The sequence below is a fragment of the Streptococcus sp. CCH8-C6 genome (assembly GCF_001557225.1).
GTDB classification, from domain to species: Bacteria; Bacillota; Bacilli; order Lactobacillales; family Streptococcaceae; genus Streptococcus; species Streptococcus sanguinis_C.
Genome location: NZ_LSJN01000018.1, coordinates 194,178 through 220,555, shown reverse-complemented (window position 1 = coordinate 220,555; position 26,378 = coordinate 194,178). Strand labels below are relative to the sequence as shown.

Annotated in this window: 21 protein-coding genes and 1 pseudogene; 4 read left to right on the top strand and 18 right to left on the bottom strand. The window is 42.5% G+C overall.

Annotated features, from left to right (window positions below; all coding sequences use genetic code 11):
- Window positions 1-52 precede the first annotated feature (52 nt).
- Both AX677_RS01950 and AX677_RS01945 read right to left on the bottom strand, forming a co-directional pair.
- Window positions 53-487, bottom strand: a complete 435-nt coding sequence (locus tag AX677_RS01950) for a hypothetical protein (RefSeq protein ID WP_060975980.1) — start codon at window positions 485-487, stop codon at window positions 53-55.
- 47 nt (window positions 488-534) lie between these two features.
- Entirely contained in the window at window positions 535-1,206 is a 672-nt protein-coding gene (locus AX677_RS01945; protein WP_002930721.1) for a PoNe immunity protein domain-containing protein, read from the bottom strand.
- Between the two features lie 111 nt (window positions 1,207-1,317).
- On the opposite strand from AX677_RS01945, the pseudogene AX677_RS01940 reads away from it, so the two are divergent.
- A pseudogene (locus tag AX677_RS01940) lies at window positions 1,318-1,914 on the top strand (IS256 family transposase); the annotation flags it as partial.
- Between the two features lie 536 nt (window positions 1,915-2,450).
- Here AX677_RS01940 and AX677_RS01935 read toward each other — a convergent pair.
- The 3 genes from AX677_RS01935 to AX677_RS01925 form a co-directional block, all read right to left on the bottom strand.
- Window positions 2,451-3,344 (bottom strand): alpha/beta hydrolase, encoded by an 894-nt coding sequence (locus tag AX677_RS01935; RefSeq protein ID WP_002924421.1) that lies wholly within the window; start codon window positions 3,342-3,344, stop codon window positions 2,451-2,453.
- A 135-nt stretch (window positions 3,345-3,479) separates the two neighbouring features.
- Window positions 3,480-4,448, bottom strand: coding sequence for an NADPH:quinone reductase (locus AX677_RS01930; protein ID WP_002924420.1), 969 nt, complete (start codon window positions 4,446-4,448; stop codon window positions 3,480-3,482).
- A 2-nt stretch (window positions 4,449-4,450) separates the two neighbouring features.
- A complete protein-coding gene (locus AX677_RS01925; protein ID WP_268687550.1) occupies window positions 4,451-5,695 on the bottom strand; it encodes an MATE family efflux transporter in 1,245 nt (414 codons plus the stop codon).
- Between the two features lie 88 nt (window positions 5,696-5,783).
- On the opposite strand from AX677_RS01925, the gene AX677_RS01920 reads away from it, so the two are divergent.
- Complete coding sequence (locus AX677_RS01920; RefSeq protein WP_060975979.1) at window positions 5,784-7,163, top strand: PLP-dependent aminotransferase family protein; 1,380 nt, start codon at window positions 5,784-5,786, stop codon at window positions 7,161-7,163.
- Window positions 7,164-7,290: 127 nt separating this feature from the next.
- Here AX677_RS01920 and AX677_RS01915 read toward each other — a convergent pair whose 3' ends face one another.
- The 12 genes from AX677_RS01915 to AX677_RS01860 all read right to left on the bottom strand — a co-directional run bounded on the left by AX677_RS01915 (window position 7,291) and on the right by AX677_RS01860 (window position 24,595).
- A complete protein-coding gene (locus AX677_RS01915) occupies window positions 7,291-7,884 on the bottom strand; it encodes a hypothetical protein (protein WP_002930725.1) in 594 nt (197 codons plus the stop codon).
- Window positions 7,885-8,009: 125 nt separating this feature from the next.
- Entirely contained in the window at window positions 8,010-8,540 is a 531-nt protein-coding gene (locus tag AX677_RS01910) for a hypothetical protein (RefSeq protein WP_002930726.1), read from the bottom strand.
- 154 nt (window positions 8,541-8,694) lie between these two features.
- Window positions 8,695-12,246, bottom strand: coding sequence for a pneumococcal-type histidine triad protein (locus AX677_RS01905; RefSeq protein ID WP_060975978.1), 3,552 nt, complete (start codon window positions 12,244-12,246; stop codon window positions 8,695-8,697).
- A gap of 9 nt (window positions 12,247-12,255) precedes the next feature.
- Window positions 12,256-13,194: a metal ABC transporter solute-binding protein, Zn/Mn family gene (locus AX677_RS01900; protein ID WP_060975977.1), complete on the bottom strand. Its 939-nt coding sequence runs from the start codon at window positions 13,192-13,194 to the stop codon at window positions 12,256-12,258.
- A 282-nt stretch (window positions 13,195-13,476) separates the two neighbouring features.
- Window positions 13,477-16,656: a carbamoyl-phosphate synthase large subunit gene (gene carB / locus AX677_RS01895; protein WP_060975976.1), complete on the bottom strand. Its 3,180-nt coding sequence runs from the start codon at window positions 16,654-16,656 to the stop codon at window positions 13,477-13,479.
- 23 nt (window positions 16,657-16,679) lie between these two features.
- Window positions 16,680-17,756 carry a carbamoyl phosphate synthase small subunit gene (locus tag AX677_RS01890; protein ID WP_009659482.1) on the bottom strand — a complete coding sequence of 359 codons (1,077 nt, stop codon included), beginning with the start codon at window positions 17,754-17,756 and terminating at the stop codon, window positions 16,680-16,682.
- Window positions 17,757-17,870: 114 nt separating this feature from the next.
- A complete protein-coding gene (locus AX677_RS01885) occupies window positions 17,871-18,788 on the bottom strand; it encodes an aspartate carbamoyltransferase catalytic subunit (RefSeq protein ID WP_060975975.1) in 918 nt (305 codons plus the stop codon).
- A 107-nt stretch (window positions 18,789-18,895) separates the two neighbouring features.
- Window positions 18,896-20,179 carry a uracil-xanthine permease family protein gene (locus tag AX677_RS01880; protein WP_049547679.1) on the bottom strand — a complete coding sequence of 428 codons (1,284 nt, stop codon included), beginning with the start codon at window positions 20,177-20,179 and terminating at the stop codon, window positions 18,896-18,898.
- 8 nt (window positions 20,180-20,187) lie between these two features.
- Window positions 20,188-20,706 carry a bifunctional pyr operon transcriptional regulator/uracil phosphoribosyltransferase PyrR gene (gene pyrR / locus AX677_RS01875; RefSeq protein ID WP_002904664.1) on the bottom strand — a complete coding sequence of 173 codons (519 nt, stop codon included), beginning with the start codon at window positions 20,704-20,706 and terminating at the stop codon, window positions 20,188-20,190.
- 234 nt (window positions 20,707-20,940) lie between these two features.
- Window positions 20,941-23,478, bottom strand: a complete 2,538-nt coding sequence (locus tag AX677_RS01870) for a pneumococcal-type histidine triad protein (RefSeq protein WP_060975974.1) — start codon at window positions 23,476-23,478, stop codon at window positions 20,941-20,943.
- Window positions 23,479-23,616: 138 nt separating this feature from the next.
- Window positions 23,617-24,249 carry a Pr6Pr family membrane protein gene (locus tag AX677_RS01865; RefSeq protein WP_060975973.1) on the bottom strand — a complete coding sequence of 211 codons (633 nt, stop codon included), beginning with the start codon at window positions 24,247-24,249 and terminating at the stop codon, window positions 23,617-23,619.
- Between the two features lie 7 nt (window positions 24,250-24,256).
- Window positions 24,257-24,595, bottom strand: a complete 339-nt coding sequence (locus AX677_RS01860) for a zinc ribbon domain-containing protein YjdM (protein ID WP_060975972.1) — start codon at window positions 24,593-24,595, stop codon at window positions 24,257-24,259.
- A gap of 275 nt (window positions 24,596-24,870) precedes the next feature.
- Here AX677_RS01860 and AX677_RS01855 point away from each other — a divergent pair, with 275 nt between their 5' ends.
- Window positions 24,871-25,395: a hypothetical protein gene (locus AX677_RS01855; protein WP_060975971.1), complete on the top strand. Its 525-nt coding sequence runs from the start codon at window positions 24,871-24,873 to the stop codon at window positions 25,393-25,395.
- 20 nt (window positions 25,396-25,415) lie between these two features.
- Window positions 25,416-25,949, top strand: a complete 534-nt coding sequence (locus AX677_RS01850; RefSeq protein ID WP_185773126.1) for a transcription repressor NadR — start codon at window positions 25,416-25,418, stop codon at window positions 25,947-25,949.
- Between the two features lie 120 nt (window positions 25,950-26,069).
- On the opposite strand, the gene AX677_RS01845 is transcribed toward AX677_RS01850, so the two are convergent.
- On the bottom strand, window positions 26,070-26,366 hold the full coding sequence (locus AX677_RS01845; RefSeq protein ID WP_002912660.1) for a hypothetical protein: 297 nt from the start codon (window positions 26,364-26,366) through the stop codon (window positions 26,070-26,072).
- Between the last annotated feature and the right edge of the window lie 12 nt (window positions 26,367-26,378).

Sequence of the window (26,378 nt, the reverse complement as noted above, 5' to 3'; positions counted from 1 at the left end):
ATTGTTTTTGACCGCAAATATTCCTTAGTAAAATTACCTATCAAATATTTCTTTATTTACTTAAGGTCCAGTTCCCTGTTTCGGCATAAATCATCACCTCATGTGCTCCCCTAGAAGATTCAAATGCTTTATCCATCAGTTCCTTAGTAATGGGATAGCAAACTTCTGGACCCATGGCTCCCCCAATTTCTTTAAAGAAGCTAATTTCGTAATAACCATCTGTCTCATATACAACAAATCCATCGCCTCTATGTACAATCGTATCTGAATAATTATAATCATCTAACTCATCTGCCTTTGGCCAATGATGATGTTCACAATAAAACATTGCTTCTAAAGAATCTTTTTCTGATTTTGAAACACGTTCTGCTAATTGCTGACTAATGGGAAAGTTAAGCACTTCTTTCCCCCTACTCCACAGAATCTGATAATCATTGTTGTTTTTTAATATCGTACAATTTTTGTATTGCTGAATTTCTGTTGTCATACAAACACCCATTTAAATTCGTTTATTTTTAGTTAAAATAAAATACCCTAGACTTCTGCGCCTTCAGCAACCAAATCATACAGGAAATACTGAACACCTTCCAATTCCCTATAATCCAACCCCTTGAGCTTGCAGAGGGCACCTGACTCAAAGGACCAATAACCATAATAATTATCAATATTCCGCTTATGCAAATCATACCAACCTGTATCCCTATGTCCTGGATACCATTTCTTAATTACATATTCTTTGAGCAGTTTGAGAGCCTGTTCAGCATTCTCTTCTTCAATAATTTTTCGAGTAAAGCCATAAGGTCTTGGAAAATTATAGTTTATATGAATCTTCCAATCTGGATGACGTGATTGAATCAAGTAATCAATCAAATAATCCTCTGGATCATCTTTTTTAACCAAGTCTACTAGCTGATTAAAAATCTCTTCATCAATTTCTAACAGAAGACCAATAGAAAGCGCCCAAACCATTTGAAGATAGCCAGAATTGCTATGCCAAACTGGAAGCAGACTGTTGACAAAGTTAATATATTCCTCCTTAAAATCTTCAAGAGGATAACCAGCTGTATATGTAGCTAGCATATTCTTTTCTTGATAAATAGATATATCTTCTTGAGTTAGTTTAATAACTTCGTCAGTTGGACGTTTATAAGGATTAATTCCTAGTTTAAATTGATTTAACTCTTGTAGCCATTCCTTAATCATCATTGGTAGTGTAAAATAAGTTGTGTAAACACAAAAACTAATAAATCCGTTATAGTAGAGTTGCGAAACATTACTAGAAAGAGAATTATTCCTATGACACAGTTTACCACAGAATTGCTTAACTTCCTAGCCCCAAATGAAAACAATGCTTCTTGGTCCACCCTATTAGACAATCTTCAAAACCAAGGGGTTCAACAGGTTTCTCTTGTAGTGACCGATGGCTTCAAGGGGCTTGAGCAGATGATCAGTCAGGCTTACCCATTAGCTAAACAACAACGTTGCTTCATTCATATTAGTCGAAATCTGGCTAGTAAAGTGAAACGAGCAGATAGAGCGGTTATTTTGGAGCAATTTAAAACGATTTATCGCGTTGAAAATTTAGAAATGGTAGTACAAGCTTTGAAGGACTTTATCGCTGAATGGAAGCCAAAGTATAGGAAAATAATGGAAAGTTTGGAGAATACGGGTAATCTTTTAACTTTTTATCAGTTTCCCTACCAGATTTGGCACAGCATTTATTCGACAAACCTCATTGAGTCTCTCAACAAAGAAATCAAACGTCAAACGAAAAAGAAGGTTCTTTTTCCTAACGAGGAGGCTCTAGAACGTTACTTAGTTACTTTGTTTGAAGATTATAATTTCAAGCAAAGTCAACGAATCCATAAAGGGTTTGGCCAATGTTCTGACACACTTGAAAGCTTATTTGATTAACACTCCATAACTCTACTAGAGTGTTTACACATAATTATTGACAGTATCAACAGTAACCTAACCAGCTCTTATAAAATGTCATTGTATTCATACTTAAATATAATAAAAAATCTTTATTAAGAGATTAAAGGGGCTGTCTTAAAACGATAAGAATATAAAAAAAGCAGGGCAAAGCGAATTCCTGAGGAAGCCCGTTTGCGGCTGCTTTTTCTTTTTAACGATTATTCACTTTCATGATGAGGACGAGGTTGGCAGTATCTTCCTTGCCTTCATTTTCATATATGGCACAGTGCGCTGCTGTCTTATCCCAGTCTTGAAAACTGGGCCGGCTTTCTAGCCCAATTTGGCTTTCTGTTGGTCATTCCGCTGTTGGAAGCTTACAATGGCCGGCGCGGCTACTCCCCACTCTGGGTTAAATGGGGCTTCTACGCTTTTCATCCCATACACATCAGCCTGCTCTGGCTTATCCGTTTTATTCTTTTAGGACATTAAAAACGAGACTTTGACAATACATCAAAGTCTCGTTTTTTGATTCTTTAATTTAAAGCTAATACCTGATTGATAAAGTTCATGCATAATTTTTTCCAAATTGCTAACTCTTCATAATCTGAAAATTCTGCCTGTGTATTTCGATTAATGACAGATAAGCCGTGTTCCCCCATCGCAAACATGTGCAATTCGTATAAAACAGCCTTATCTTTTAGTTTTTTAGCATAGTCCAAGAGAGCATTGTTATAGATGCAGTCGTCATTCTGCATGCCCCAAATGAAAGTGGGAACGGTGTCTGCAGAAATATGTTCTATCGGACTGTGTTCTTGTAGATTTTCTCTGGTTAACTCTTTACCCACAACTGTTTTCAAGGCCCCAGTTAGAAAGTCTAGTTTGGGCATGGGAGATAACTTGGTTGGCCGCTGATTATCTGGATCTGCCACAACACTATCATACTGATGGTTAAAGTCTAATAAGGGATAAGATAAAACTACTAAAGTTGGTCTTATTTTTTCCTTTGGATAGTTAAAATAGTCTTGCAAAATAGACTCATTCCAGCGATTAGCTAGGGAGGCACAGTGGGTAGCACCTGCTGAAAAGCCAATAAAAATGATTTTATCTGGATCAATATTCCACTGCTGCGCTTTCTCTCTTGTTATCAGCAACATTTTCGCTAAATCATAGAGGGGAGCTGGGTAGCTACTATCTTTGCCGACTGTATAATCAAGCGTAATAGCTTGAAAGCCTTTATTAAGAAAATAAAGGGCTGCCGGCTCTTTTTCACGATCTGTTACTTTAAAGAAACCGCCCCCACCGCAGATAATCACAGCCGGACGCGGATTATGATTCTTAATATCTGGCGTTTCCTCCACTAGATAGGTTGTATAAGTGACAGAGCTTTTATCAGCTCCTGACCAAAGTTCGTGTGTATTAATTTTCATGAGAATCCTCCTTAATATAAGATACAAAGCCCGTAAAAAGCGACTAGGATTTTAGGCAAGTGACGCCGGCTGCTTGCAGACAAGAAGCTTGGTCTAAATCTCTAAATCCCAATCTTTTAGGGTGTGTTCCGTTATTTACGGTACTAAGACAATTTTTCGCCTTTCTTTTTTATTATCCAGTAATCGGTGAGCCTCTGCTGCTTCATCAAAGGTCTTAATAACAGTATCATCTTCTAAAAGTCGGCCTTCTTTAAAGGCATTATTCACAAGTCTTCCTGCCATTTGCAATTGTTTTAAGTTGGCTTGGCTGATAACAAAGCCTCTGATTTGCTGACAGTTCATATAGAATTGTCGGGCATCAAAGGTACTCTCCCGAGGAGTTGTTATGAGGGTTATGGCACCCTTTAAAGCCAGCAAATCAATATTAGTCTGTAAAGCTATTTCCCCAGAAGTGTCAATAATATGATCAAAGCCAGCTGGAAATTGCTCCGTCAGCTTTTGAAAAAGCTTATCATCACGGTAATCAAAACAAGCAGAACTCCCAATTTGGCCTAATTTTGAAAAATCCTGATAGTTAGAGGTCGTAACAACCTTTGCACCTGCTTCATGGGCAAGGCAAAGCAGTTTGCTGCCTACATGGCCTGCTGCCCCTTCAATTAATAAGGTTTGACCTCTTGCCAGCTGCATAATATCCTGCAAAACGATGGCCGCAGTCGCAGCAGAGTGAACAGCTCCAATTAGTCTTACTGGATCGGCTCCTTCAGGAACTGAGAAAAGCCTTTCTGCCGGGATCAAAGCATATTCGCTAGTGACCCCCTGCCTGCTATCATAACCCATACTATTGGTCCAGACTAAATCACCAGCGGCAAATTGGCTAACGTCATCACCAACGCTGACCACCTCGCCAACAGCATCCCGACCGAGAATATAAGGTTGAGGCAATTGAGTCTGATAAAGTCCCGAGCGAATAAAGGTATCAACATAATTGACCGAGACTGCCAAAACTTTGATGAGAACTGTTTTAGGTATCACCTCTGGGACAGGCAAATCACCAATTTGGATGACTGAAGGGTCTCCCTGCTCATAAATGTAAACTGCTTTCATTTCTACTCCTTTCTCTCAATGTGTTTTGAAATATTAGTAAAATAAATTAGTCTCATTAAAAAGCCTGCAAACCAGCCAAAAGGGGCTGCCAGCCAGATACCGTTAAAACCTAGTTTTGTATGAGATAAGCAGACAGCTAACGGAACCTGCAGCAGACAAAAGGTGGTGACAGAAGCAATCAATGGCAATAAGGATTTTCCATATCCCAATAATAGACCATTTAGCACCTGCATAGCACCAAAAACAAAGTAAAAAATAGATACAATTCGTAGATAGCCTTCTCCAATCTGAACAATTGCCTTCTGACGATTAAAAATAGCAATAAAATGAGGAGCAAAACTGTAAATAAGTCCAGAAATAGCAATCGAAATCCCCAAAGTTATTATTAAGGCGCTCCTGCCTCCTTTTGCTATCCGTTTTTGTTCACCTGCCCCTTTATTTTGAGCGGTAAAATTCATAAGAGCCTGACCTAAATTAATAGCAGGCATTTCTGCAAAAGCATCTACTTTGGAAGCGGCAGTATAAGCAGCAATCGCATTTGCTCCAAAGCCATTGACTAAAAATTGGATAACCAAAAAACCTAAACTGATAAAAATTTGCTGTAACATAGCAGGAAGCCCGATAGCTAAAGAAGTCTTTAAAACGCTGACTTTCCACTTTAAATGAAGAAGATTGGGAGCCAGTTTAGGATAATATCTGTACATGTAGCGCAAACAGACTATAAAGGAAAAGACCTGTGCAAGTACGGTTGCCAGAGCGGCACCAACAACACCATAAGTGAAAAATTTTATGAAAATGACGTCTAACAAAATAGTTTGTAAATACGCATCTGCATCAGATAGCAGGCTGGCTGGAACATTCAAGTGTTCTAAAAGAACAGGAGAGTAAAGTAGACCTAAGACCATTAAAAAGAAAGAAAACAGACTAATAAAAATAATATTTGTGTCAACGACTTCTTTCATATTTTGATTTCTTTTAGCGCCATAAAGTTGGGAAATAATAACACTTGCACCAATAGACATCCCTGTAGATACTGATATTGTCAACGCTAATATTTGAGTACTAGAACCAACAGCAGCAAGGGCTTCAGCTCCCAAAAGATTACCAACGATAACAGTATCTGTAATATTATAAAGCTGCTCAAATAAGTTTCCTAAGAAAATAGGGAGGGCAAAAACAAAAAGCGCTTTTAATTCACCTCCCTTTGTTAGGTCAGTCATTTTAAACTCCTTTAAAAATGATATAATAAAGCATACAATCCATACAATTATTATAAAGGAAAACTCTTTAACGGGGACCGATAAGATTGTATGACAGACAATTTAAGGAGAGCCTATGTCTATTAATTCATTTGAAAATTACCCTATGACTTGGAAACCTGACAGAAATTTACTAAAAACGCCCCTATATTTTCATTTAGCCCAACTCTTAGAGCAAGACATTAGGGCAGGACGCTTGTCTTTTGGAACTCAGCTTCCACCGCAGCGAGAATTGGCAGATTTTTTAGATATTAATTTAAGCACTGTTACAAGAGCATTTAAAATTTGCATGCAAAAAGGGCTCATTCATGCTGTAATCGGCAAGGGGACTTTTGTCTCATCTCAGTCTCCTCTTCCTTTATCATCCTTTAAAAAGGATGAGACTTGTATCCGCCTCAGTGTCTTATGCTCCTATTATCAACTGAATCATATCGTATCTGATGTATCTAGAAAATTGATGCAGAGCCAATCAGTTGATCAATTATTTGAATTTGATGCCAGTCAAACGGAACAGGAGCAAAAGCAAAAATTGACTGCTCAAAACTGGCTACAAAAATTTCAAGTCCAAACTTCTGTCAACAATATCTTGCTGACCGATGGCACCCAGAACGCTTTAGTCATCGCATTTTTGACTCTCTTTAAAGCTGGCGATAAAATTGGAGTAGACACTTTTACCTATACAAATTTTATAGCTCTTGCTAATCAATTTCAGATTGAACTGGTACCTTTAAAAAGCGATAAAGAAGGAATACTCATTCAAGATTTAGTAAAAACACTCAAACAGCAGAAACTCAAGGCCCTTTATTTGGTTCCTACTTCTAATAATCCAACCACTGTTAGCCTGTCTTTGAAGCCCCGAAGACAGTTAGCAGAGCTTATTGTTAAAAATCATCTTTTGCTGATAGAAGATGATACTTATGCTTTTATAAATGCTAAAAACACACCACCTTTTGTTCAGCTCATTCCCCAGCATACAATCTATATCCACGGACTGTCCAAGTCTTTATTTGCTGGTCTGCGTGTGGCGTATATGGTTGTTCCTAGCCATTTGCAGCCTCAATTTACAAAAACTGCTGACACTCTTAATACTCATATCCCCTTGCTTGATGCTAATATCGTCAGCGAGCTAATTGTCAGCGGTAAAGCCGATGAGGTTATTGAAAGAAAAAAAGCCTTAGCTAAAGAACGCAATGCTTTGTACCGTCAGTATTTTCCAAACTCTGCTGCTGCCAATCCTTATGTTTTATTTCAATGGTTGCCTTTGCCTGAACACATAAATGGGTATGACTTTGAAGAATTGGCCAATAAAAACGGTGTGGAAATTTTATGCGCAGAACGCTTTCTGGTAGGAGGAGCAGAACAATCAGCTCTTCGTGTAGCCACCTGTTCACCAGATACGACAGAAGAGTTAGAACAAGGACTTAAGTTACTAAAAAAGCTGCTGCCTCTTGTCTAGTATCAGAACCCAAAAAATGCTTCCTAAGTTTTCTTTGATGATTTTATTCACTAAAATAAAAATGTGGTGTTAAGCGTGCTATCTTCACTTCATATTCCTCCCCCATCTACAATAATTTCTTTTCAATCTACTTGATAATACTCAACAAAATTTTCTTCTTACTTTTAGAGTTTTGAAGATTTTCAAAGATATTCTCATCTTGGGAAATTATTGTAAATAATTTACTTAATTTTTCATAATTTATATTTTCTGCATTGTTCATAATTTCTATTGTAGAATCAAGGAGCTCTCTCAACAAAGTATAGTCAATTTTCGAGATAAAACTAAAAACTTTGTTATTATCAACTTTGGAAAAATCAAATGTCAGATTAATTAATAAAATTAAGTCAGATAGCAATTGATTTTTTAATGATTCTGCCATACTATTTTCAAATTCAACCTTGGCTACCAATCTATAGTTGGTCAATGAGTACTTAATTTCAGAAAAATATGGAAGTTCCAGATACTTAGCTAACAAGGTTAGTAATTCTTCATAAGATCGTTGACTTGCAATTTTTATAACATGAAAATAGTACTCTTTTAACTCTTCTATTAATAGAGGATTTTCTAATAGAAATTGTTGAAATGTATTTATCAACAGTTTTTTTGCTCGAGGAATATTTATTTGTGGTAAATGAGTAGATACATGCTGTAAATTTTTAAATTTTCCAAATTTCATCATTTAATATTTCCTTTCTGGACTCTTCCTTTGGCTTGGAGGAAGAAAAGAATTGTTTTTTTAGATAAACAAAGCTACAAAAGCTACTAGTAAGACAGCTATCACTAAAATAAATAGTTTTCTTTTATTCATTTATTGACCTCTTCCTCTTGTCCGACCGACGAAGCCTCAGATTGAGTATCTCCTTGACTGTCGCTGGTGCTCGCTGAACTATCCGATTTTGGAAAATCCAAACTATACTCAGTTTCTGTACTAATCGCCGGAAGATCAACATCTATTATCTCCTGATTTTGAACAGGATGATAAGAAGCGAAAAAGGCCCAAGCCATATAAACAAAAATGGCTGGATATACAATCAGATGTTTTCCCCAAAAATTCCCAGAAGCTTCAGTACCTCTTGTAGACATTCCTTTCAATTCTGGATACTGATTCTCGTATTGTTTCTTTTTTGTCCAATACGGCCTTGATATAACAACACCTGCAAACACAACTAAGCCAATTGAAACATTTTCAAAGATTAGATTCCTAGATCCTGAATGAATCAAAATAAAGGATAGAATAGCTCCTGTAACGGCCGTTAGCAAGAATATAAGGCGGCTATAAATAGCTTCTTTTTTTACTCTAAGATATTCTTTGATGGGTAGTTCTTTTTCTGTCATGACGACAATCCTTTCATCTATCAGTCTCTGTTTATTTTAACACAATATCAATCAAATAAGTATAGGCTTGTGTAAATCAAAAACGAATGACGGTCTTAGACTTGGCTTGGTCTTCATCATTCGTTTTATTCTTGTTTTGCATCAAAATGTAAGCTTAGTTAATCTGAACAGTTTTCAGCTGTCCGTCAGTTCCTGTAAAGCTGACGCTTCTGGTTGCTGGATTATAGTTGAAAGTCTCTGGGCTGACACCGTAGAGCTGAGAAAGTTCCTGCAATTTCTGGTTGAATGCTTCCTCTGTCATGCCAAAACTCGCTGCTAAGCTTGATTGACCAGTTGGATTTGCAGCTGTCGAAGCTTCTGCTGGTTTGTCAGATTGGTTTTGAGCTGCTTCTCCAGTGGCAGATTCGGAAGGTAGATTGCCATTTTGCGCCGTTTCTGGAACACTGCTGCTGGCTGGCTGACCAGAAACAGCTTGTTCAGCCGGTGCTTTCAGGAACCCTTTTTGTACCGCATAGGCATCTGCTGCTTGGCGCTCAGTTTCTGACAAGTCCTTCTTGTAAATATAGTGCTCATGATCCAGATGAGCTACCCGATAGCCTTGCTCATCCGCTCCGACCATATCCTGCAGATTAAAGTGATAGTCATCATCTTCCTTATGCTGAGAATGAGACTCGTTTGTTTCCTTAGGATGGACGAGTGACTGCTGAAAGTCCAAAATTTCCTTCAGCAGCTCTTTCTTGTCTGTAGCTCTCTGTCCAAGCTTATCAAAAAGCTGGTCCAGCTGCTGGTATTGCTGCTCACTTCCTTGATTCTTTTCCAAATACTGATGGATAGACATGAGCAGATTATAAAGCTGTTGATAAACTTCCTGATTTTCCGTATTAGCTGGCTCTTCCTTTTGCCCAGCAATGGTCCGGCTCATCTGGTCCAAAAGCTTCTGACTTGCTGCCAGCAGAGCTTGCTTATCTGAGCTACTGCTCTTTAATTCCTTGCCTAATTCCAAGATTTTAGCTGCATAGTCTGCCCGACTGTTTTGGTCCCTTATTTCTCCTAGCAATTCCTGCGCTTTTCCAAGGAAGACAAGGGCTTGAGCGCTCTTCTCGCTATCATCTGTTGTTCCAAAATCGTCATAAATGCCTTTCAAAAAGTCATAAATCATGGCTTTGTAGGTCGGCTGATCTGGCTCTCCCTGATCCAACTCTGTCTTTTCAGAGGACGGATAAGGCTGACCGTTAGCAAGGGCTGCTGCAATCTCTTTCTTAGTCTGATAGAGGGCAGGAAAAAGCTGCTGGAGATTAGTAGCTTCTATAAAGGCTTGAGACTTATAGAGAGTCAAGGTTAGCCCAGCTGCTTTTTTGCGCAGCTCAGGGCTCAAACGCCCATCCTCTAAAGCTTGGTAGAAATAACGAATATAATCAACCGCTGTGACGCCTGTCCGATCATGATAATCTTCCAAAGCAGACAATAATTGTCCTAGCTCTGCCATTTCAGCTTGATTCTGCCCAGCATAAGCATTTTGCAGACGCTGCAGCAAGTCAGCTTTCTTCAGCCCATAGCTATCTGTGTCAAGTCGGTTCATTCTCTCCAAAAGTCCTTGATAGCTCTTGTCCAGCTCGGTCTCTTGGATTGGCTTGACCGTCTGATCCACATGGATAAACTGCTTATCAAAGTTATCCAGACTGCTCAGATAACCAGCTGTTGAGTTGCTTGGCAGCTTCTTCATGGTTTCTACAAACTGCCCCAAAGCAAGCTCAATCCGCCGCTGCATAAGAGGATCATCGGCATAGAGACGCTGACTGTCTGCTTTTAGGCTTTCTACTTTTTGCAAAACAGCAGCCTCATCATAATCGCCCTGCTCATACTTAGATTGAATCTGAGGCAGACGATTTTTCAAGGCTTCTGCTGCGCCCTTGGACTGGATTTTGATATAGTGGTTATGGTCGCCATGAGGAATAACAAACTGACCATCTTCCACCTGCAGACTGTAAGGCGAAAGACCTGAGCGCAAGGCTGTTGTGTAGAGTTCATTCATGAAGTCCAGCTCTGCATTACCCGTTACCAGAGGAATACGAACATGCTCCTTGCGAACAGCATAGGGGTGGATATGAGTCGGATCGTAGGCTTGGTCAGGGTTATTAAAGACAAAGAAACCATTTGAGATGCGAACCGCCTCCTTGGGAACGCCATAGGTTTGGGAGATATAAGCAATCTTTTCCTCATCACTGGCATCGCGTGAATAGCGTTCAGCGTCATTGACTGCTGCTGATGGTTTTACTGGTTGCTGCTTGGCCAAGGCCTGCTCCGCTGCTTGAATCTGTTCAGAAGTCAAGTCTTTCCTGTAAAAGTAATGAGCATGGTCTCCGTGCGATACCATGTAGCCTTGCTCGTCCTTGCCAATGACAGCCTCCGCATGAAAACCATGGTCGTGCTCAGGCTGTGACGGTAGCTGAGGCTTCAAAGCTTGCAGAGGATCTCCTAGCGGCTTGTAAGTATAACCAATAGGAATCAAGCGGGCAATCTTCGCTTCCAAGTCTGATAGCTTGTCATAAGGAATGAAATGATGGTGGTCTCCGTGGGGTATAACGACTCCATTTTCTGTCCGACGGCTGATTTTCAGCGGGTCAAACACCACGCCGTCCCCTTCATGATAGCGCTGAGACTGAGGCAGGGCATAGAGTTGCTGCAGCAGACTTGGCAAGGATGGCTGAGATGGTTGAGACGGTTGGAGCGGATTGGACGGACTCGGTTGCGTAACCGCTAAGCCATGACTTGGCTGCTCAATCTTTGAATGATTTGGCAGCTGTGGAGACGGATTTGAGATGGGTCCACCCTGATTGATAGCACTATTCTGATTCCAAGTATCGGAAGAAGCAATTGTCCTGCCGTAGTTAGGCGGATTCACCCGTCCGCCAGCCCTTCTGCTATTCCAGTAGCTCTGAGCTGCTGCCAATTCTGCCGGCGACAGGTCGCTCTTAGGAATATAGTGAAAATGCCCGCCATGCGGTACGATAAAAGCATCACCTGTATCTTCGATGACGTCAGAGGGACTGAATGTATAACCATCATCCGTCCTATATCCTCCTTGACCTTGATAAGAAACTCCTGCAAGGTCTGCGGCCGTCTTTCCCGCAGCTAAGGACTTGCTAGGCTGGCTGAAATCGCGAGTTCTGCTTGATTTTGTAGTGGAAGATTTGCCACTATCGCCTTCTTCCTTAGTATTATGCAGCTTCTTCTGCCGAGCAATCTCATCCACCGAGCGGACATTACTGGTATGCTTGGCATCCTTGAGGTAGAGATAATACTTCCCCTCCACCTTAATGATATAACCATCCTTGACCTCATTAACAATATCTGCTTGCTGCAGCGTGTAGTTAGGATCTCGGATAATCAGCTCTTCGCTAATAATGGCATCAAAAGGCACTTTCCCGTCAAAGTAATGATAATGGTCTCCATGAGAAGTGACATAGCCTTGATCTGTGATTTTTACAACGATTTGTTCTGCTTCAATACCTTCCTCATCATTGATTTGGTCAGGTGTCAAATTTTTATTTTTATCCGTCTTGTCACCCGAAGTCTTGTCCTCAATATAGGCTACTTTGTTATCTTTGGTCTGAGGTCGGGGCTGAGCTTGCCATTGGATAAGTCCGTAAGTTCCGAGACCGAGAGCTAATACAGCAGCTGAAGCAAGGAAATATTTCTTTTTCATGGTTGTCTTTTATCCTTTCAAATCTTTAGCTAAAACAGCTAGATTCTTTTCTAAATTTTCTAAATAAGATAGTTGGTTGGCTGGATCTGCTTCCAGAGGATTCAGCTCCTTGATTTGTACACCGGTCGCCTTGACCAAGGTTTGAGCCACTTTGGAAGAAGCATTGCTTTCCACAAAAATGGTCTTCACCTTGTGCTCCTTGACAAAGTCTTCTATCTCTGTCAGCTGACGCGGACTAGGCTCCTGCTCCGGTGAAATACCCGCAATGCCCAACTGAGTCAGCCCGAAGCGCTTAGCTAGATAAGAAAAGGCTGTATGTTGCGTGACAAAGGTCTTGTTGGGCACTTTATCAAAAATCTCCTGATAGCGTTTTGTCAGTTTTTTGGCCTCTTCTTGAAATTTTCGAGCATTGACCTGATAAGTATCCCGATGGTCGCTATCCAGCTCCGACAGCCTGTCGGCGATAATCTGGGCTTCCTCCGCAGCCTTCTGAGGATCCAACCAGGTATGGGGATCATAGAGCGTCTTCTCATCCACTCCCTCTCCTGCTTGGACATCTTCCAAGCCTGAAACCCGATCCAGTTTCATACCCTGGGAAGCCTCAAGGACTTGAACCTTGGAATTCTTGAGGCTGGGATTCAGCTCGCCAGCCCAGGACTCCAAAGTCCGTGAGTGATAGACAAAGACATCTGCATCATAGATGGCTGCCACGTCATTGGCTGAAGGCTCAAAATCATGAATACCGCTGCTAGACTGAATCATGCGCACGTCATTCAGATCGCCCGATATAGCCTTAACCATGGAGTAGATAGGATAGAAGCTAGTTACAATCCTCAATCCTTGCGACGGACTGGATGGACTGGATTCCTTTTGAGACTGACAAGCCCAGAGACACAAGGCCAGAGCCATCAGGCTAAGGCATGCTGAGATTTTTAAAACGCGTTTCATAACATCTCCTTAACTCATTATTAACCGGTTTATTAACCGGTTAATATCATACACTTTGTCAACTTCTTTGTCAAGTCTTTTAAGAAAATAAAGCAAAAAGGAAGTAGGATTCTTTCCCACTTCCTCTTTGCTTTTAATTTAATATATTTGAAAGGTTATTTATTATGACTATTCAAGGATAGAATAAGATTGGACAGATGGATTTCTCAAGCTTAACTATATGAGATTACTTTTCAGACTTTCAGACTGTCAAATAACAATCTGGAACTAAAAACTCCAGCTCTAAATCGCCTCTGTAGTGAAGCTGCGGCTTTCAAGTACCTTCAGCATGGCATCAGCTGTGTCCAAGGCTGTGAAGAGTGGCACTCCATGCTCAATAGCTGAGCTACGAATAATTTGACCATGATTATCTGCTGTCCGCTTGGTTCCGACCGTGTTGATAATAGCCTGAACCTTGCCCTTGCGGATATAGGCTGGGATATCTTTGTTATCATCACTGCCGATTTTTTCCACCAGACGGACGTGTAGACCATGATTTTCAAAATAAGAGGCTGTTCCCTTGGTTGCCCAAATACCATAGCCAATATTGGCAAAACGCTGAGCCAGCTGCAGGGCTTCTTCCTTGCTGTCGTCTGCAATAGTAAAGACGACATTACCAAAGTTTGGCAGATGGAGATAGGAAGCCTCAAAAGCCTTATAGAGTGCTTTTTCGAGCGTACGGTCACTGCCCATGACTTCACCCGTAGACTTCATCTCTGGTCCCAAGAGACTGTCAACCTTCGCTAGCTTAGTAAAGGAGAAGACTGGCGCCTTGATATGAACCATGGAACTTTCTGGATGAAGGCCATCTTCATAGCCCAGCTCTGCCAAAGTTTCCCCAAGAATCAAACGAGTCGCTACTTGCGCCATCGGAATATCAGTCACCTTGGACAAGAAAGGAACAGTCCGGCTGGCCCGTGGATTGACCTCAATGACATAGACCCGCTCATCTTTGATGACGAACTGAATATTCATCATGCCGATACAGTTCAGTCCCAGAGCCAAACGCTTGGTATAGTCTGCAATAATATCCTTGACTTTCTGCGATAGGGTTTGCGGCGGATAGGCTGCCATGGAATCCCCTGAGTGAACTCCTGCCCGCTCGATATGCTCCATAATCCCTGGAATCAAGACCTGTCGACCATCAGAAATGGCATCCACTTCACACTCATCACCAACAATGTAAGAATCCACCAAAACCGGATGGTCTGGACTGGTCTTAACCGCTGTCCGCATATAAGAGCGTAGATCCGCTTCGTTTTCTACGATTTCCATAGCACGGCCACCCAAGACATAGGAAGGCCGCACCAGAACAGGGAAGCCAATCTTACGAGCAGCTTCTACCGCTTCCTCTTCATTAGTGGCCGTCTGACCCGGCGGCTGCGGAATATCAAGCTCTTTCAATGCCTGCTCAAAGAGATCTCGGTCCTCAGCCCGATCCAAGTCCGCTACTTGCGTACCTAAGATCTTCACACCAGCCTTGGACAGAGGCTCTGCCAGATTAATGGCTGTCTGTCCGCCAAACTGAACGATAACTCCTTTAGGCTGTTCCAACTCAATGACATTCATGACATCTTCAAATGTTAGCGGCTCAAAATAGAGCTTGTCAGAGACAGAAAAGTCGGTCGATACAGTCTCTGGATTGCTATTCATGATAATCGCTTCATAGCCAGCTGCCTGAATAGCCTTTACAGAATGAACGGTCGCATAGTCAAACTCCACTCCCTGACCAATTCGGATAGGACCAGAGCCCAGCACCAGAACAGATTCCTTGCTGGATTTGACAGATTCATTTTCAAAGCCATAGGTAGAGTAGAAATAAGGTGTCGCAGACTCGAACTCAGCGGCACAGGTATCCACCATCTTGTAAACCGGCACAATCTTCTGCTCCTGCCGGATGCGACGCACCTGCTCGGCTGTCATGTCCCACAAGGATGCGATCTTAGTATCCGCAAAACCATTTTGCTTGGCTTTCTTAAGCACATAGCTATCTCCGATATGACTGGCCAGCTCCTGCTCAATTTCGTAAATATGGAGCAGCTTATCCAGGAAAAAGACATCAATCTTGGTCAGTTCGGCAATTTCATCCGGACTATAACCACGGCGAATAGCCTCTGAGATATAGAAAAGCCGGTCGTCTTGCGCCTTGACAATCTTCCTCATCAGCTCGTCATCGCTTACTTGACTGAGAGCAGGCAGCTCGTTGTGGTCCACACAAACTTCAAGAGAACGGCAAGCCTTGAGCAGACTCTCCTCAATATTGCGCCCGATAGCCATGACTTCCCCTGTCGCCTTCATCTGGGTTCCCAGACGGCGCTCACCCTGCTCGAACTTATCAAATGGAAAGCGCGGAATCTTAGCAACCACATAGTCCAGAGCCGGCTCAAACATAGCATAGGTAGAGCCTGTCACCGGATTAATGATTTCATCCAATGTAAGCCCGACCGCGATTTTCGCCGCTAGCTTGGCAATCGGATAGCCAGTCGCCTTAGAGGCTAGGGCTGATGAGCGGGAAACCCGCGGATTGACCTCAATGACATAGTACTTAAAACTATGCGGGTCCAGAGCCAGCTGCACATTACAGCCACCCTCAATCTTCAACGCTCGAATAATCTTGAGACTAGCGTCCCGCAGCATCTGGTATTCATAATCTGAGATGGTCTGACTAGGTGCAAAAACGATAGAATCCCCTGTGTGGATGCCGACTGGGTCAAAGTTTTCCATATTACAGACGACCAGCGCATTGTCAGCACCATCCCGCATGACTTCGTATTCGGTTTCTTTAAAGCCAGCTATGGAGCGCTCGATCAGACACTGAGTAACCGGAGAGAGTTTGAGGCCATTTTTTGCGATTTCTTGCAGCTCTTCTTCATTGCTACAGATACCGCCGCCAGTTCCTCCCAGTGTAAATGCCGGACGGACAATGACTGGATAGCCGATGCCAGCCGCAAATTCCAGCGCTTCATCAACTGTATTGACAATTTCTGACTCAGGGATGGGCTGGCCTAGCTCTTCCATCAGCTGCTTGAAAAGGTCTCGGTCTTCCGCTTGGTCAATGGCCGATAACTTGGTCCCCAAGAGTTCCACTCCCAGCTCTTCTAAAAGCCCTGACTTGGATAATTCCATAGCCATATTGAGTCCAGTCTGGCCGCCCAAAGTAGGCAGAAGAGCATCTGGCCGCTCCTTACGCAATATCCGCGCAACAAACTCCAACGTGATTGGCTCGATATAAACTCGGTCCGCAATTTCCTTGTCCGTCATGATGGTCGCTGGATTAGAATTAACCAAGACAACACTGTAGCCCTCTTCTTTCAAGGACAGGCAAGCCTGGGTTCCTGCATAGTCAAACTCCGCAGCCTGACCGATAACAATAGGACCAGAACCGATGACCATAATTTTCTGAATATCTTTACGTTTTGGCATAGTGCACCTCTCAATCTTGCTTCCTAGTAAGCCTGATGGGCATCCATCATTTCCATAAACTCATCAAAGAGATAGTCTGCATCATGCGGTCCCGGCGCAGCATCTGGGTGGAACTGCACAGAAAAGGCAGGATAATCCCGATGGCGCACACCTTCGACAGACTTATCATTGATTTCTTCATGAGTCACAATCAGGCATTCCGGCAAATCCTCACGACTGACTGCATAGCCATGATTTTGACTGGTAAAGTCAACTCGGCCTGTCGCAATCTCACGTACCGCATGGTTGAAGCCACGGTGGCCGAACTTCATCTTATGCGTCTTTGCACCATTAGCCATGGAGAAGAGCTGATGTCCCATGCAGATTCCGAAAATTGGAATCTTGCCCTGAACACCACGAATCATGTCCAGAGCCTCTGGCACATCTTCCGGATTTCCCGGTCCATTGGACAGCATGACGCCGTCAGGATTGAGCTGGAGAATTTGCTCAGCGCTGGTATCATATGGCACCACTGTCACGCTGCAGTTGCGCTTGGCTAACTCCCGCAGGATAGAATGCTTGAGACCAAAGTCCACCAATACCACACTGCGACCCGTTCCCGGAGCTGGATAGGACTGCTTGGTAGACACCTGCTTGATGTTATCAGTCGGCAGAACAGTTGCCTGAAGCTGGTCTTGCAAATGCTCAATACTATCATCCGCATTGGCAATGGTCGCCCGCATAGTTCCATGCTGGCGGATAATCTTGGTTAGCGCCCTTGTATCAATTCCCGAAATGCCTGGTATCTTCTTGATTTTGAGGAACTCATCCAAAGACAATTGCTGGCGCCAATTGCTTGCACGACGTGCATACTCATAGACCACCACTCCCTTGCAGGTCGGCAGAATGGATTCATAGTCGTCCCGATTGACACCATAATTTCCAACCAAGGGATAGGTAAAGGTCAGAATCTGGCCGTTATAAGACTGATCCGTAATCGATTCCTGATAGCCTGTCATGCCTGTGTTAAAGACGATTTCGCCTGTCACAAAAAGATCCGCTCCAAAAGCTTCCCCTTCGAAGATCATGCCATTTTCTAATATTAAAAGTCTCTTTGCCATTGTTCCCTCCTGTCCAAGATGCAGACCGCCCATGACCATCCACATAAGATATATAATAATAGGGAGTGGGATTGCTTTACATAGCCTCACCCACTCCCGGCCTACTGTCCGAGATTATTGACGGCCTTTCAGAACTGCTTCGATAATAGCCATTCTGACAAAGACGCCGTTGGTCATTTGTTCAACGATACGCGATTTTGGTGCTTCGACCAGATGATCCGCAATTTCTACATCACGGTTAACTGGAGCCGGATGCATGAGAATCGCCGTATCTTTCATGCGATCATAGCGCTCTTGAGTCAGCCCATGCAGTCTGTGGTAATTTTCTTTAGAAAAGATGGACTCGTAGTCATGGCGCTCATGCTGCACGCGCAAGAACATCATGACATCCACTTCTTCAATCACCTCATCAATGGTGACAAACTTACCATAGTCCGCAAACTCTTGGCTCCGCCATTCTTCCGGACCTGCAAAGTAGAGCTCTGCCCCCAAGCGCTTGAGAATTTGCATATTTGACTTAGCCACGCGCGAATGGTCCAAGTCACCAGCAATCGCAACCTTTAGTCCTTGAAAGCGACCAAACTCTTGATAAATAGTCATCAGATCCAACAAGCTTTGGCTAGGATGCTGACCAGAACCGTCTCCTCCGTTAACGATGGAAGTCGTAATGGTTGGGCTTTCGACAAGCTCTTTGTAATAGTCCACTTCAGGGTGACGAATGACACAAACATCAACACCAAGGGCAGACATGGTCAGGATAGTGTCATACAAGGTTTCTCCTTTGTTGACCGAGCTGGTCTTGACATCAAAGTCCAGAAGATCGCAGCCTAACTTCAACTCTGCTACCTCAAAGGCCTTGTGAGTCCGAGTCGAAGGCTCAAAGAAGAGGTTAGACACGATATGCTGCTCATCATAATGGACTTTAGCGCCATTTTTAAATTCGATTCCGCGTTTAATCAAGGCCATAACTTCTTCATTTGACAGAGTTTCCATAGAAACAAGGTTCTTAAGAGCGATTTGATTGGATGACATGATGTAATTCTCCTTTTTGAAAGAATGAGGGCTTCCAGAGTGCTGCAAGTAAAGTCGCTCTGAGAGCAAGCTATTTTTGAACGAAAGTTAATGATTTATCGCCTAGCTCAATCCTTGGGCTCAGGCAGGACAAGATAGAGGACAATTCCCAGAATAGTTGACAAAGCAACTCCTGAGATTTGCAGACCCGATAGCTGCAAGGTCAGACCGCCGATACCAGATACCAAGATGACACTGGCAATCAAGAGATTCTTTTTGTTGTCAAAGTTGGTCTGTGCTTCAATCAGAATCTTGAGACCACTTGAAGCAATTACTCCGAAGAGGGCGATGGAAATACCACCCAGCACAGGACTCGGGATGGATTGGAGCAGGGCTGAGACCTTGCCCACAAAGCTCATGACAATAGCCAGCACTGCTGCACCAGCAATGACATAGACACTGTAGATTTTATTGAGCGCCATGACTCCGATATTCTCTCCGTAGCTAGTCACGGGCGGTGCTCCGAAAAGCCCTGCAATAATCTGAGCCAGACCATCACCAGTCAAGGTCTTGTCCAGTCCTGGATCCTTGAAGAAGTCCTTACCTGTCAAGCTATTCAGCACCATGACATGCCCGAAGTGTTCTGTCATGGTTACAAAGGCGATAGGCGCCATAGTTAAAATCGCACTAGGGTAAAATTTCACATCGTAGTCCAAGAAAGGAAGACTCATAGGCGGAAGGTGGAACCAAGATGCTTCTCCTACCTTGGCAAAAGACACAATTTCCTGCCCAGTCACAGCCCCTAGAATCAAGCTAAAGATGTAGCCGACTATCAAGCCCAGCAAGACTGGAATGATTCCCACAATCTTCTTACCATAGATATTAAAGAGGATGACTGCCAAGAGAGTAACCATACCGATAATGAAGTAGGTCAAATCATAAACCTTTTCGCCATTAGCTACAGTCTTGTTCATCACATCGCTAACAGCTGTCCCAGCCAAGCTCAGACCGATGACCATGATGATGGGGCCAACTACTACTGGCGGCAGCACCTTGTCAATCCAAGCATTGCCAGCAAACTTGACAATCAGTGCTACAATAAAATAAACCAAACCACCGGTGATGGCTCCCTGTGCAACCGCTCCGATACCATCTGTCTTCATCAGCATCTGCATGGCTGCGATATAAGCAAAGCTGGAACCCATGTAGGCCGGAATCTTATACTTGGTAACAGTCAGATGTGCCAATGTTCCCAGACCGCTTGAAAAGAGAGCTACCGCTGGGTCAATTCCCACCAGAATCGGTACCAAGACTGTCGCCCCAAACATGGCGAACAAGTGCTGAAAGGATAGTCCTAAAAGCAGACCTGGCTTTGGCATATCATGTACATCATACTTAACATCTTGACTCATTTAGCTTATTACTCCCCCATAATCAACACGCGATCTTGACCGTCTGTCTCAGTCATCTCAACGATAATCTCCTCAGTTTGGCTAGTCGGAATGTTCTTGCCGACATAGTCTGCCCGTATAGGCAGCTCGCGGTGACCACGGTCTACCAAGACAGCCAGACCAACCCGAGAGGGACGTCCATGACTAACCAGATTGTCAATAGCCGCCCGGATGGTCCGTCCTGTGTAGAGGACATCGTCAATCAGGATTACTTGACGGTCGGTAATATCCACTGGAATCACTGTCGTATCTTCCTCAACCTTGATATCATCTCGGAAAGGCTTGGTATCAACTTCTGCGACTGGAATATCGATATTCTCCAACTGGGCCAATCGCTTTTGAATCCGATGAGCCAAGTGAACCCCACGGGTCTTAATGCCAGCCAAGACCACTTGGTTTAAGTCCTTGTTGCGCTCGATGATTTCATAGGTAATCCGCGTAATCGCACGATTCATGGTGATATCATCGACAACTTCTTTTGTTTTCATTCTTTCCTCCTCAAACAACAGAAAAAGTCTCCTTATTACAAGGAGACTTCAGAAAAATCTAGTCAGGTAGGCTGAAACAAGACGCACTTGCTTACACTCCACCCATCTTTTTACTTGCTCCTTGTCTATCTCTCTGGATAGAATTAAAGGATTATTTAATTTTTTATACTATATCACAAATTCAAAACTATTTCAAGAAAAAAATTGTATTTTTTCTGTTTGACTGGATAAGGGTTAGTGATTAGCTTCTTTCTCTTCTTGTTCCTTATCTTTTAAATCCTTTTGATTTTCTTTGTTTTCTGCTTGAGCTGGCTCGTCTTTTAATTCAGGCTTTTCAGCAGTTGGAACTTCTTCTGATGATGGTTTAGAAGAGTTTTCTGGATTCTCAGCTTGATTGTTTAACTCTGCTTCAGAAGATCCAGCTGCATGCTCGCTATAATTTGAAGCTCCTTGGTTGCTTGCTTCAGCTGAGGCAGGCTTATCGGATGCTGACTTCCCTTGGACATCTGCCTTATTAGGCTCACTTTCCTTAGATGCTTCCTTCTTTTCGTCCTTTGAATCGGCCGGCTTATTATTGTCAATGCTGCCACCCTGAACATCTGGGAAATGCTGGGCTAAAGCCTTTGGAATTTTATTTTCATTCAATTCAAGCTCTGCTTTAGGGATGTGATTGTCGCTGACATTAATATAAGTCACCGTCTTATTTGGTTCCTGCAGCGCTAAGGTTGTGATTTTATTCTTGTTGACAGCCAGATTGTCTAAAGACCTAAACTGATTAATTCCTTCCAAGTTTTTCAGCTCATTCTCACCCAAGTTTAAATTCTTCAAGGAAGACTGAGCGGCTGGAATGTCCAAAGATGTAATCTTGTTTTGACTTGCGGACAAAGTTACTAAATTCTTAGCAGCTTCAACTCCTGCCAGCGACGTCAGCCGATTTCCATTTAGACTTAGATTTGTCAGATTTGGATTAGACTTCAGGAAATTCAAGCTCTCAACATTGGAATTGTCAGCTGTTAATTCTTCCAGATGGGAAGCTTTGAGGGTATTGAGATTTAAGTTTGGGTTGTTGGATAAGAAAAGCCTTGTTAAATCTTCTTTTCGGCTCAGAGCAGAAACATCTTGCAGTTGATTGTGCTCTAAACTTACAGCTTTTAATTTTGGAAGCTTGGTCAAAGCAGAAATATCTGAAATATTGTTGTAGTCAAGGTTCAATGACTCCAGATTTTTTAGCTTAGCTAAAGGTGTAATATCGGTAAGGTCATTTCCCGCTGCTGCCACTGTTTTGAGGTTCGTATAATCCTTCAAGAAAGATAAATCAGTGATGCCATTCTGGGAAATGTCCAAGCCTTCCAAGGTCGGAATTTCTTTTAAGAAATCATAGTTGGTAACGCCTGTCTTTGTCATCCACAGCTGTTTCAAATGTTTAAATTGCAGCACTGGTCTGATGTCCTTTATCGGAGTAAAGCCAATCCCCAGAACCTCAATATTCGGCATCAGTTCCAGGCCTTTTCTTTCCAGCGGATCTTTGCGCTGGCCGATATTTAGATACTTCACAGTTGCCAGCCAGGCTTTCATCTTTTCCGTATCCGTCTCATCTGATGGGAATGGGGTGTCTGCCGTAGCATGTAAAATATCTTCAATGATTTCATCATCAAATCCTAGAGCTTTCAAGGTTGCCATACCAACTGCGTCATGAGCATGCGGATTTCCATGAGGGTCAAAAGGCTTGGTTGTATCAATCTCACTGACCAAAGTCGAATGGCTATGATCACCATGCGGATAGATAAATATCTTTCCTTTATCTGTATCGCTCACCTGAATCAGACTTTCATCGATTCCTAATTGCTGAGCCAAATAGGCCTTTTTCTTGGCAATTTCTTCTTCCTCGTCTAATGGATTTGGCGCAGGCTCAGGAGTAGGAGCTGGGGCTGGCGGTTCTGGTGAAGGCTGTGCTTGCCCTTGCCGGCCATAGTAGGCATCTTCAGCAGCTTTCTTATATTCCGCTGGAATCAATGACTCCCAAGGTGAAGCAATCAGCTGCTCATAGGGGATGAAATGAGTATGACCATTATGATCTGCCAGCAATCCTGTAGCAAGTTTGCCTGTTACCCCTGTGCCTCTAAATAAGAATCCATCACTTGTAGGATAATCAATCCCAGCAAACTGGCGTTTAGTTGTCCCTTGCTGCTGGGGAACAGATGGTCTAAGCGTTGACTGATAAATATGTCCCATAGGATTGCTAGACGGCGTTGGACGATAACTTGATGCTTGTGCAAGATTACCTACAGACTGTTTTAAAATGTAATGGAAATGATCCCCGTGACGCACAACATAGCCGTATTGGTCTTCTGACACAATGTCTCTAGGATTAAAGACATAACCATCATCAGCAGTGCTCATTTGATTTGCCAGCTGAGTCGAGCCTGCAGGCACTTGTCCATCTTTTGGTATCAGATAAGCCCATTTACTATTCTTTAGATCAGAATAAAAAATAAAGTGTGTATGGCCATCATGCTCTAAAATCAGACCTTCACTAGTTCTAGCTTTAATTTGAGACTCGCTTTTGAAAAGAAAACCATCATCCGTCGGCTTATCAACTCCAGGAACCTGTTCTTTTTTGGTCGCCTTACTTTTCTTCTTCACTTCTTGCTTGGTCTTCACCTTCTCTTGACTGCTTTTCTGTTGAGATGTCTGAGACTGACAAGCAGCCAAGCAAAGATTACAAGCTAGAATGATCCCTGCTAGTCCTAACAGTTTCTGATTGTGTTTCATTCTTTCCTCCTTTTTTGTTTAACCAGTTAATCGTTAACTAGTTAACTATATCATACAAATCTGATATTGGCAAGAAAAAATCGAAGCAAAATAAAAAAACAGATAAAATCTGTTTTTTTCATCTACAAGTACATGTATCTATGAAGTCTTCTTCTTTGAGAAAGAGATAGCTTTTATCCCGTAAAAGACAAAACCAAATACCAGATAGGCCGCAAAGATAATCAGACACATCTGGATGACATAAGGCCAGCCTTTCTTAAAGACATTGAGGAAAAAGTAAGGAAATGGATTGTCCTTGGATCTTGGAATATCTATTTTCAAGAAAAAGCCATTAAAGAGAGCAAAGGCCATGTAGACCAAAGGCACACTCGTCCAAGAAATCGGATCAAACCAGCGGTACTGGCGCGATTTGTCAAAGATTACTGTATCCAGAAGAAACGCCAAGGGGACTATGTAATGACACAGAAAATTCTCTAGACGGTAAAAATCTGTCGCAATGGGAGCCAGCAAGAGGTGGTAAACGACGCAAGTAATCATGATGGACATGGTTACCCCGCCCTTGATTCGCAAGATTTTCGGCGCCTTCCAAGCATCGCCAGGTCTCATCATCAGATAGACCAGATAGCCCGTAAAGAGCAGGACCAAGAGATTGGACAGAACCGTATAGTACATGAGCATGCCCACGCCATACTTAGTGATTTCCAGATACACACCCAAAAAGGCCAGGATAAAAAGAATAATTCGATAAATTAAGATAAAACGACGATTCATAGAGACCTCAAATTTTCTTAACAAACTCTGACTTGAGCTTCATCGCACCGAAGCCGTCAATCTTACAGTCAATATTATGGTCGCCTTCCACGATGCGGATATTTTTCACGCGCGTTCCCTGTTTGAGATCCTTGGGTGCTCCTTTGACTTTCAGATCCTTAATCAAGGTAACTGTGTCGCCGTCAGCCAGCTTATTGCCATTAGCATCAATTGCAACTGGTCCTTCTTCTGTTTCTTGGACCTCAGCTGGATTCCACTCATAGGCGCACTCAGGGCAGACCAAGAGCGTTCCATCTTCGTAGACATACTCTGAATTACATTTGGTGCAGTTTGGTAAGTTGTTCATTTTCTTCTCCATTTCTAGTCAAGGCTGCTAAATTTCCATACCAGCCTTCTATATATGATTAAGCTCTTCTTTCATTTTTCAAGTCCAGTAGAACACTAATCAATGTGAAGGTCAACTAAATTCTAAAAATCTAGTTTACTCCTATTTCCACACCATTCTAGTATAAGCTATTTTAAGCATTTTGACAAATCTCTTTTTGGCTTTCCTACAGGTCTTGACCTTTCTGCAAAAACAGTGTACTATACTAGTGTATATACAGATAAAAAGGAGTCACTATGAAACCAAGATCTAAAAATCAGTTTATGACACTGACCGCTTTTTTGACTGCACTAGCTATTGTTATCCCACTAGTTATGCCGATTAAAATTGTCATTCCGCCTGCTTCCTTCACCTTAGCCAGCCATGTCGCTATTTTTTTGGCTATGTTTATTTCACCTCTCATGACGGTGATTGTTGTGATTGGCTCCACTATTGGATTTTTTATGTCTGGGCTTCCTTTTATCATCACGCTTAGAGCCCTGTCCCACTTGCTCTTTGCTAGCATCGGCGCTCTTTATCTGCAGAAGAACCCGGACACACTGGACAGCCCGAAGAAGACTTGGATATTTAATTTTTTACTGGCCTTGATTCATGCCTTTGGCGAAGTGGTCGTCTGCATCCTCTTTTACACGACTTCTGCCTATCCAGCTAATGCTTTCTATATCTTATTTGGTCTGGTTGGACTTGGTACGGTCATCCATAGCATGATCGACTTTGTCATTGCTAAGTTCATCTATCAAGCGCTGAAAAAGATTCGCTAGAGCTTGAAGATTCCTGACTTTTGGTTTACAATGAAGCTATGACCAAGCAAAGACGAGAAGAACTATTAAACCTTTTGAAAACATCATCTGCTGCCCTCAACGGTCAGTCACTGGCGGAACATTTCCATGTGACCAGACAGATTATCGTGCAAGATATTGCCCTCTTGAGGGCTGATGGTGCCCCCATCCTCTCAACCAATCGTGGCTATCTTTATAAAGAACGCCAAGAAAGCACTGTTGTTTATCAGCTCTTCAAGGTTCAGCATAGGGCTGAGGATATGGAAGCTGAGCTACTGGCTATCGTGGATAATGGCGGCCGCGTGCAGACTATTTTGGTTGAGCATCCAGTTTACGGCGAAATTCAGACTTATCTGAAGCTGACCTGCCGCCGAGATGTCCAGCATTTTCTCCAACAGGTCGCATCCTGTGCCTTTCGCCCCTTATCTGAGTTGACAGATGGAGTCCACTATCACCTAGTACAAGCCGACTCCCAGCAGGATTTGGACTATGTAGAATCTGCCTTGAGAGACCTAGGATTTTTACAGGATAAATAATAAGCAAGAAAAAGACTGATTAGGCCCCAACCTAGTCAGTCTTTTTAGTACATACTCTTGCGCCAACCGGCTTTCAAATGATAGATAGTCGCTATAAAAATCACTGATAAAACAATCAAACTATTCTTTAAAAGAAATTAAAAAAATTAATATTCCAGAAAATACAATACTAATAATTGACAAGACCAAGACCCTATTCTCGTTTAAATCTGTGTACAAAGAATAAAGAAAAATGAGCAAATTAAGCAAAATCACTGATCTATAAAACCTAGATTGGCTCTGCTTCCATCCTTTTAAAGTATGAAAAGCAAATGGAAATCTCAAACCGAATCCAGCATTTCTAGAAGGAAAAAAATGGTTTAAGCCCAAAAGAAAAAATGCAACAATAGCAATCCATAATGAAATCATGACAGTCATCCACCTTTCTAT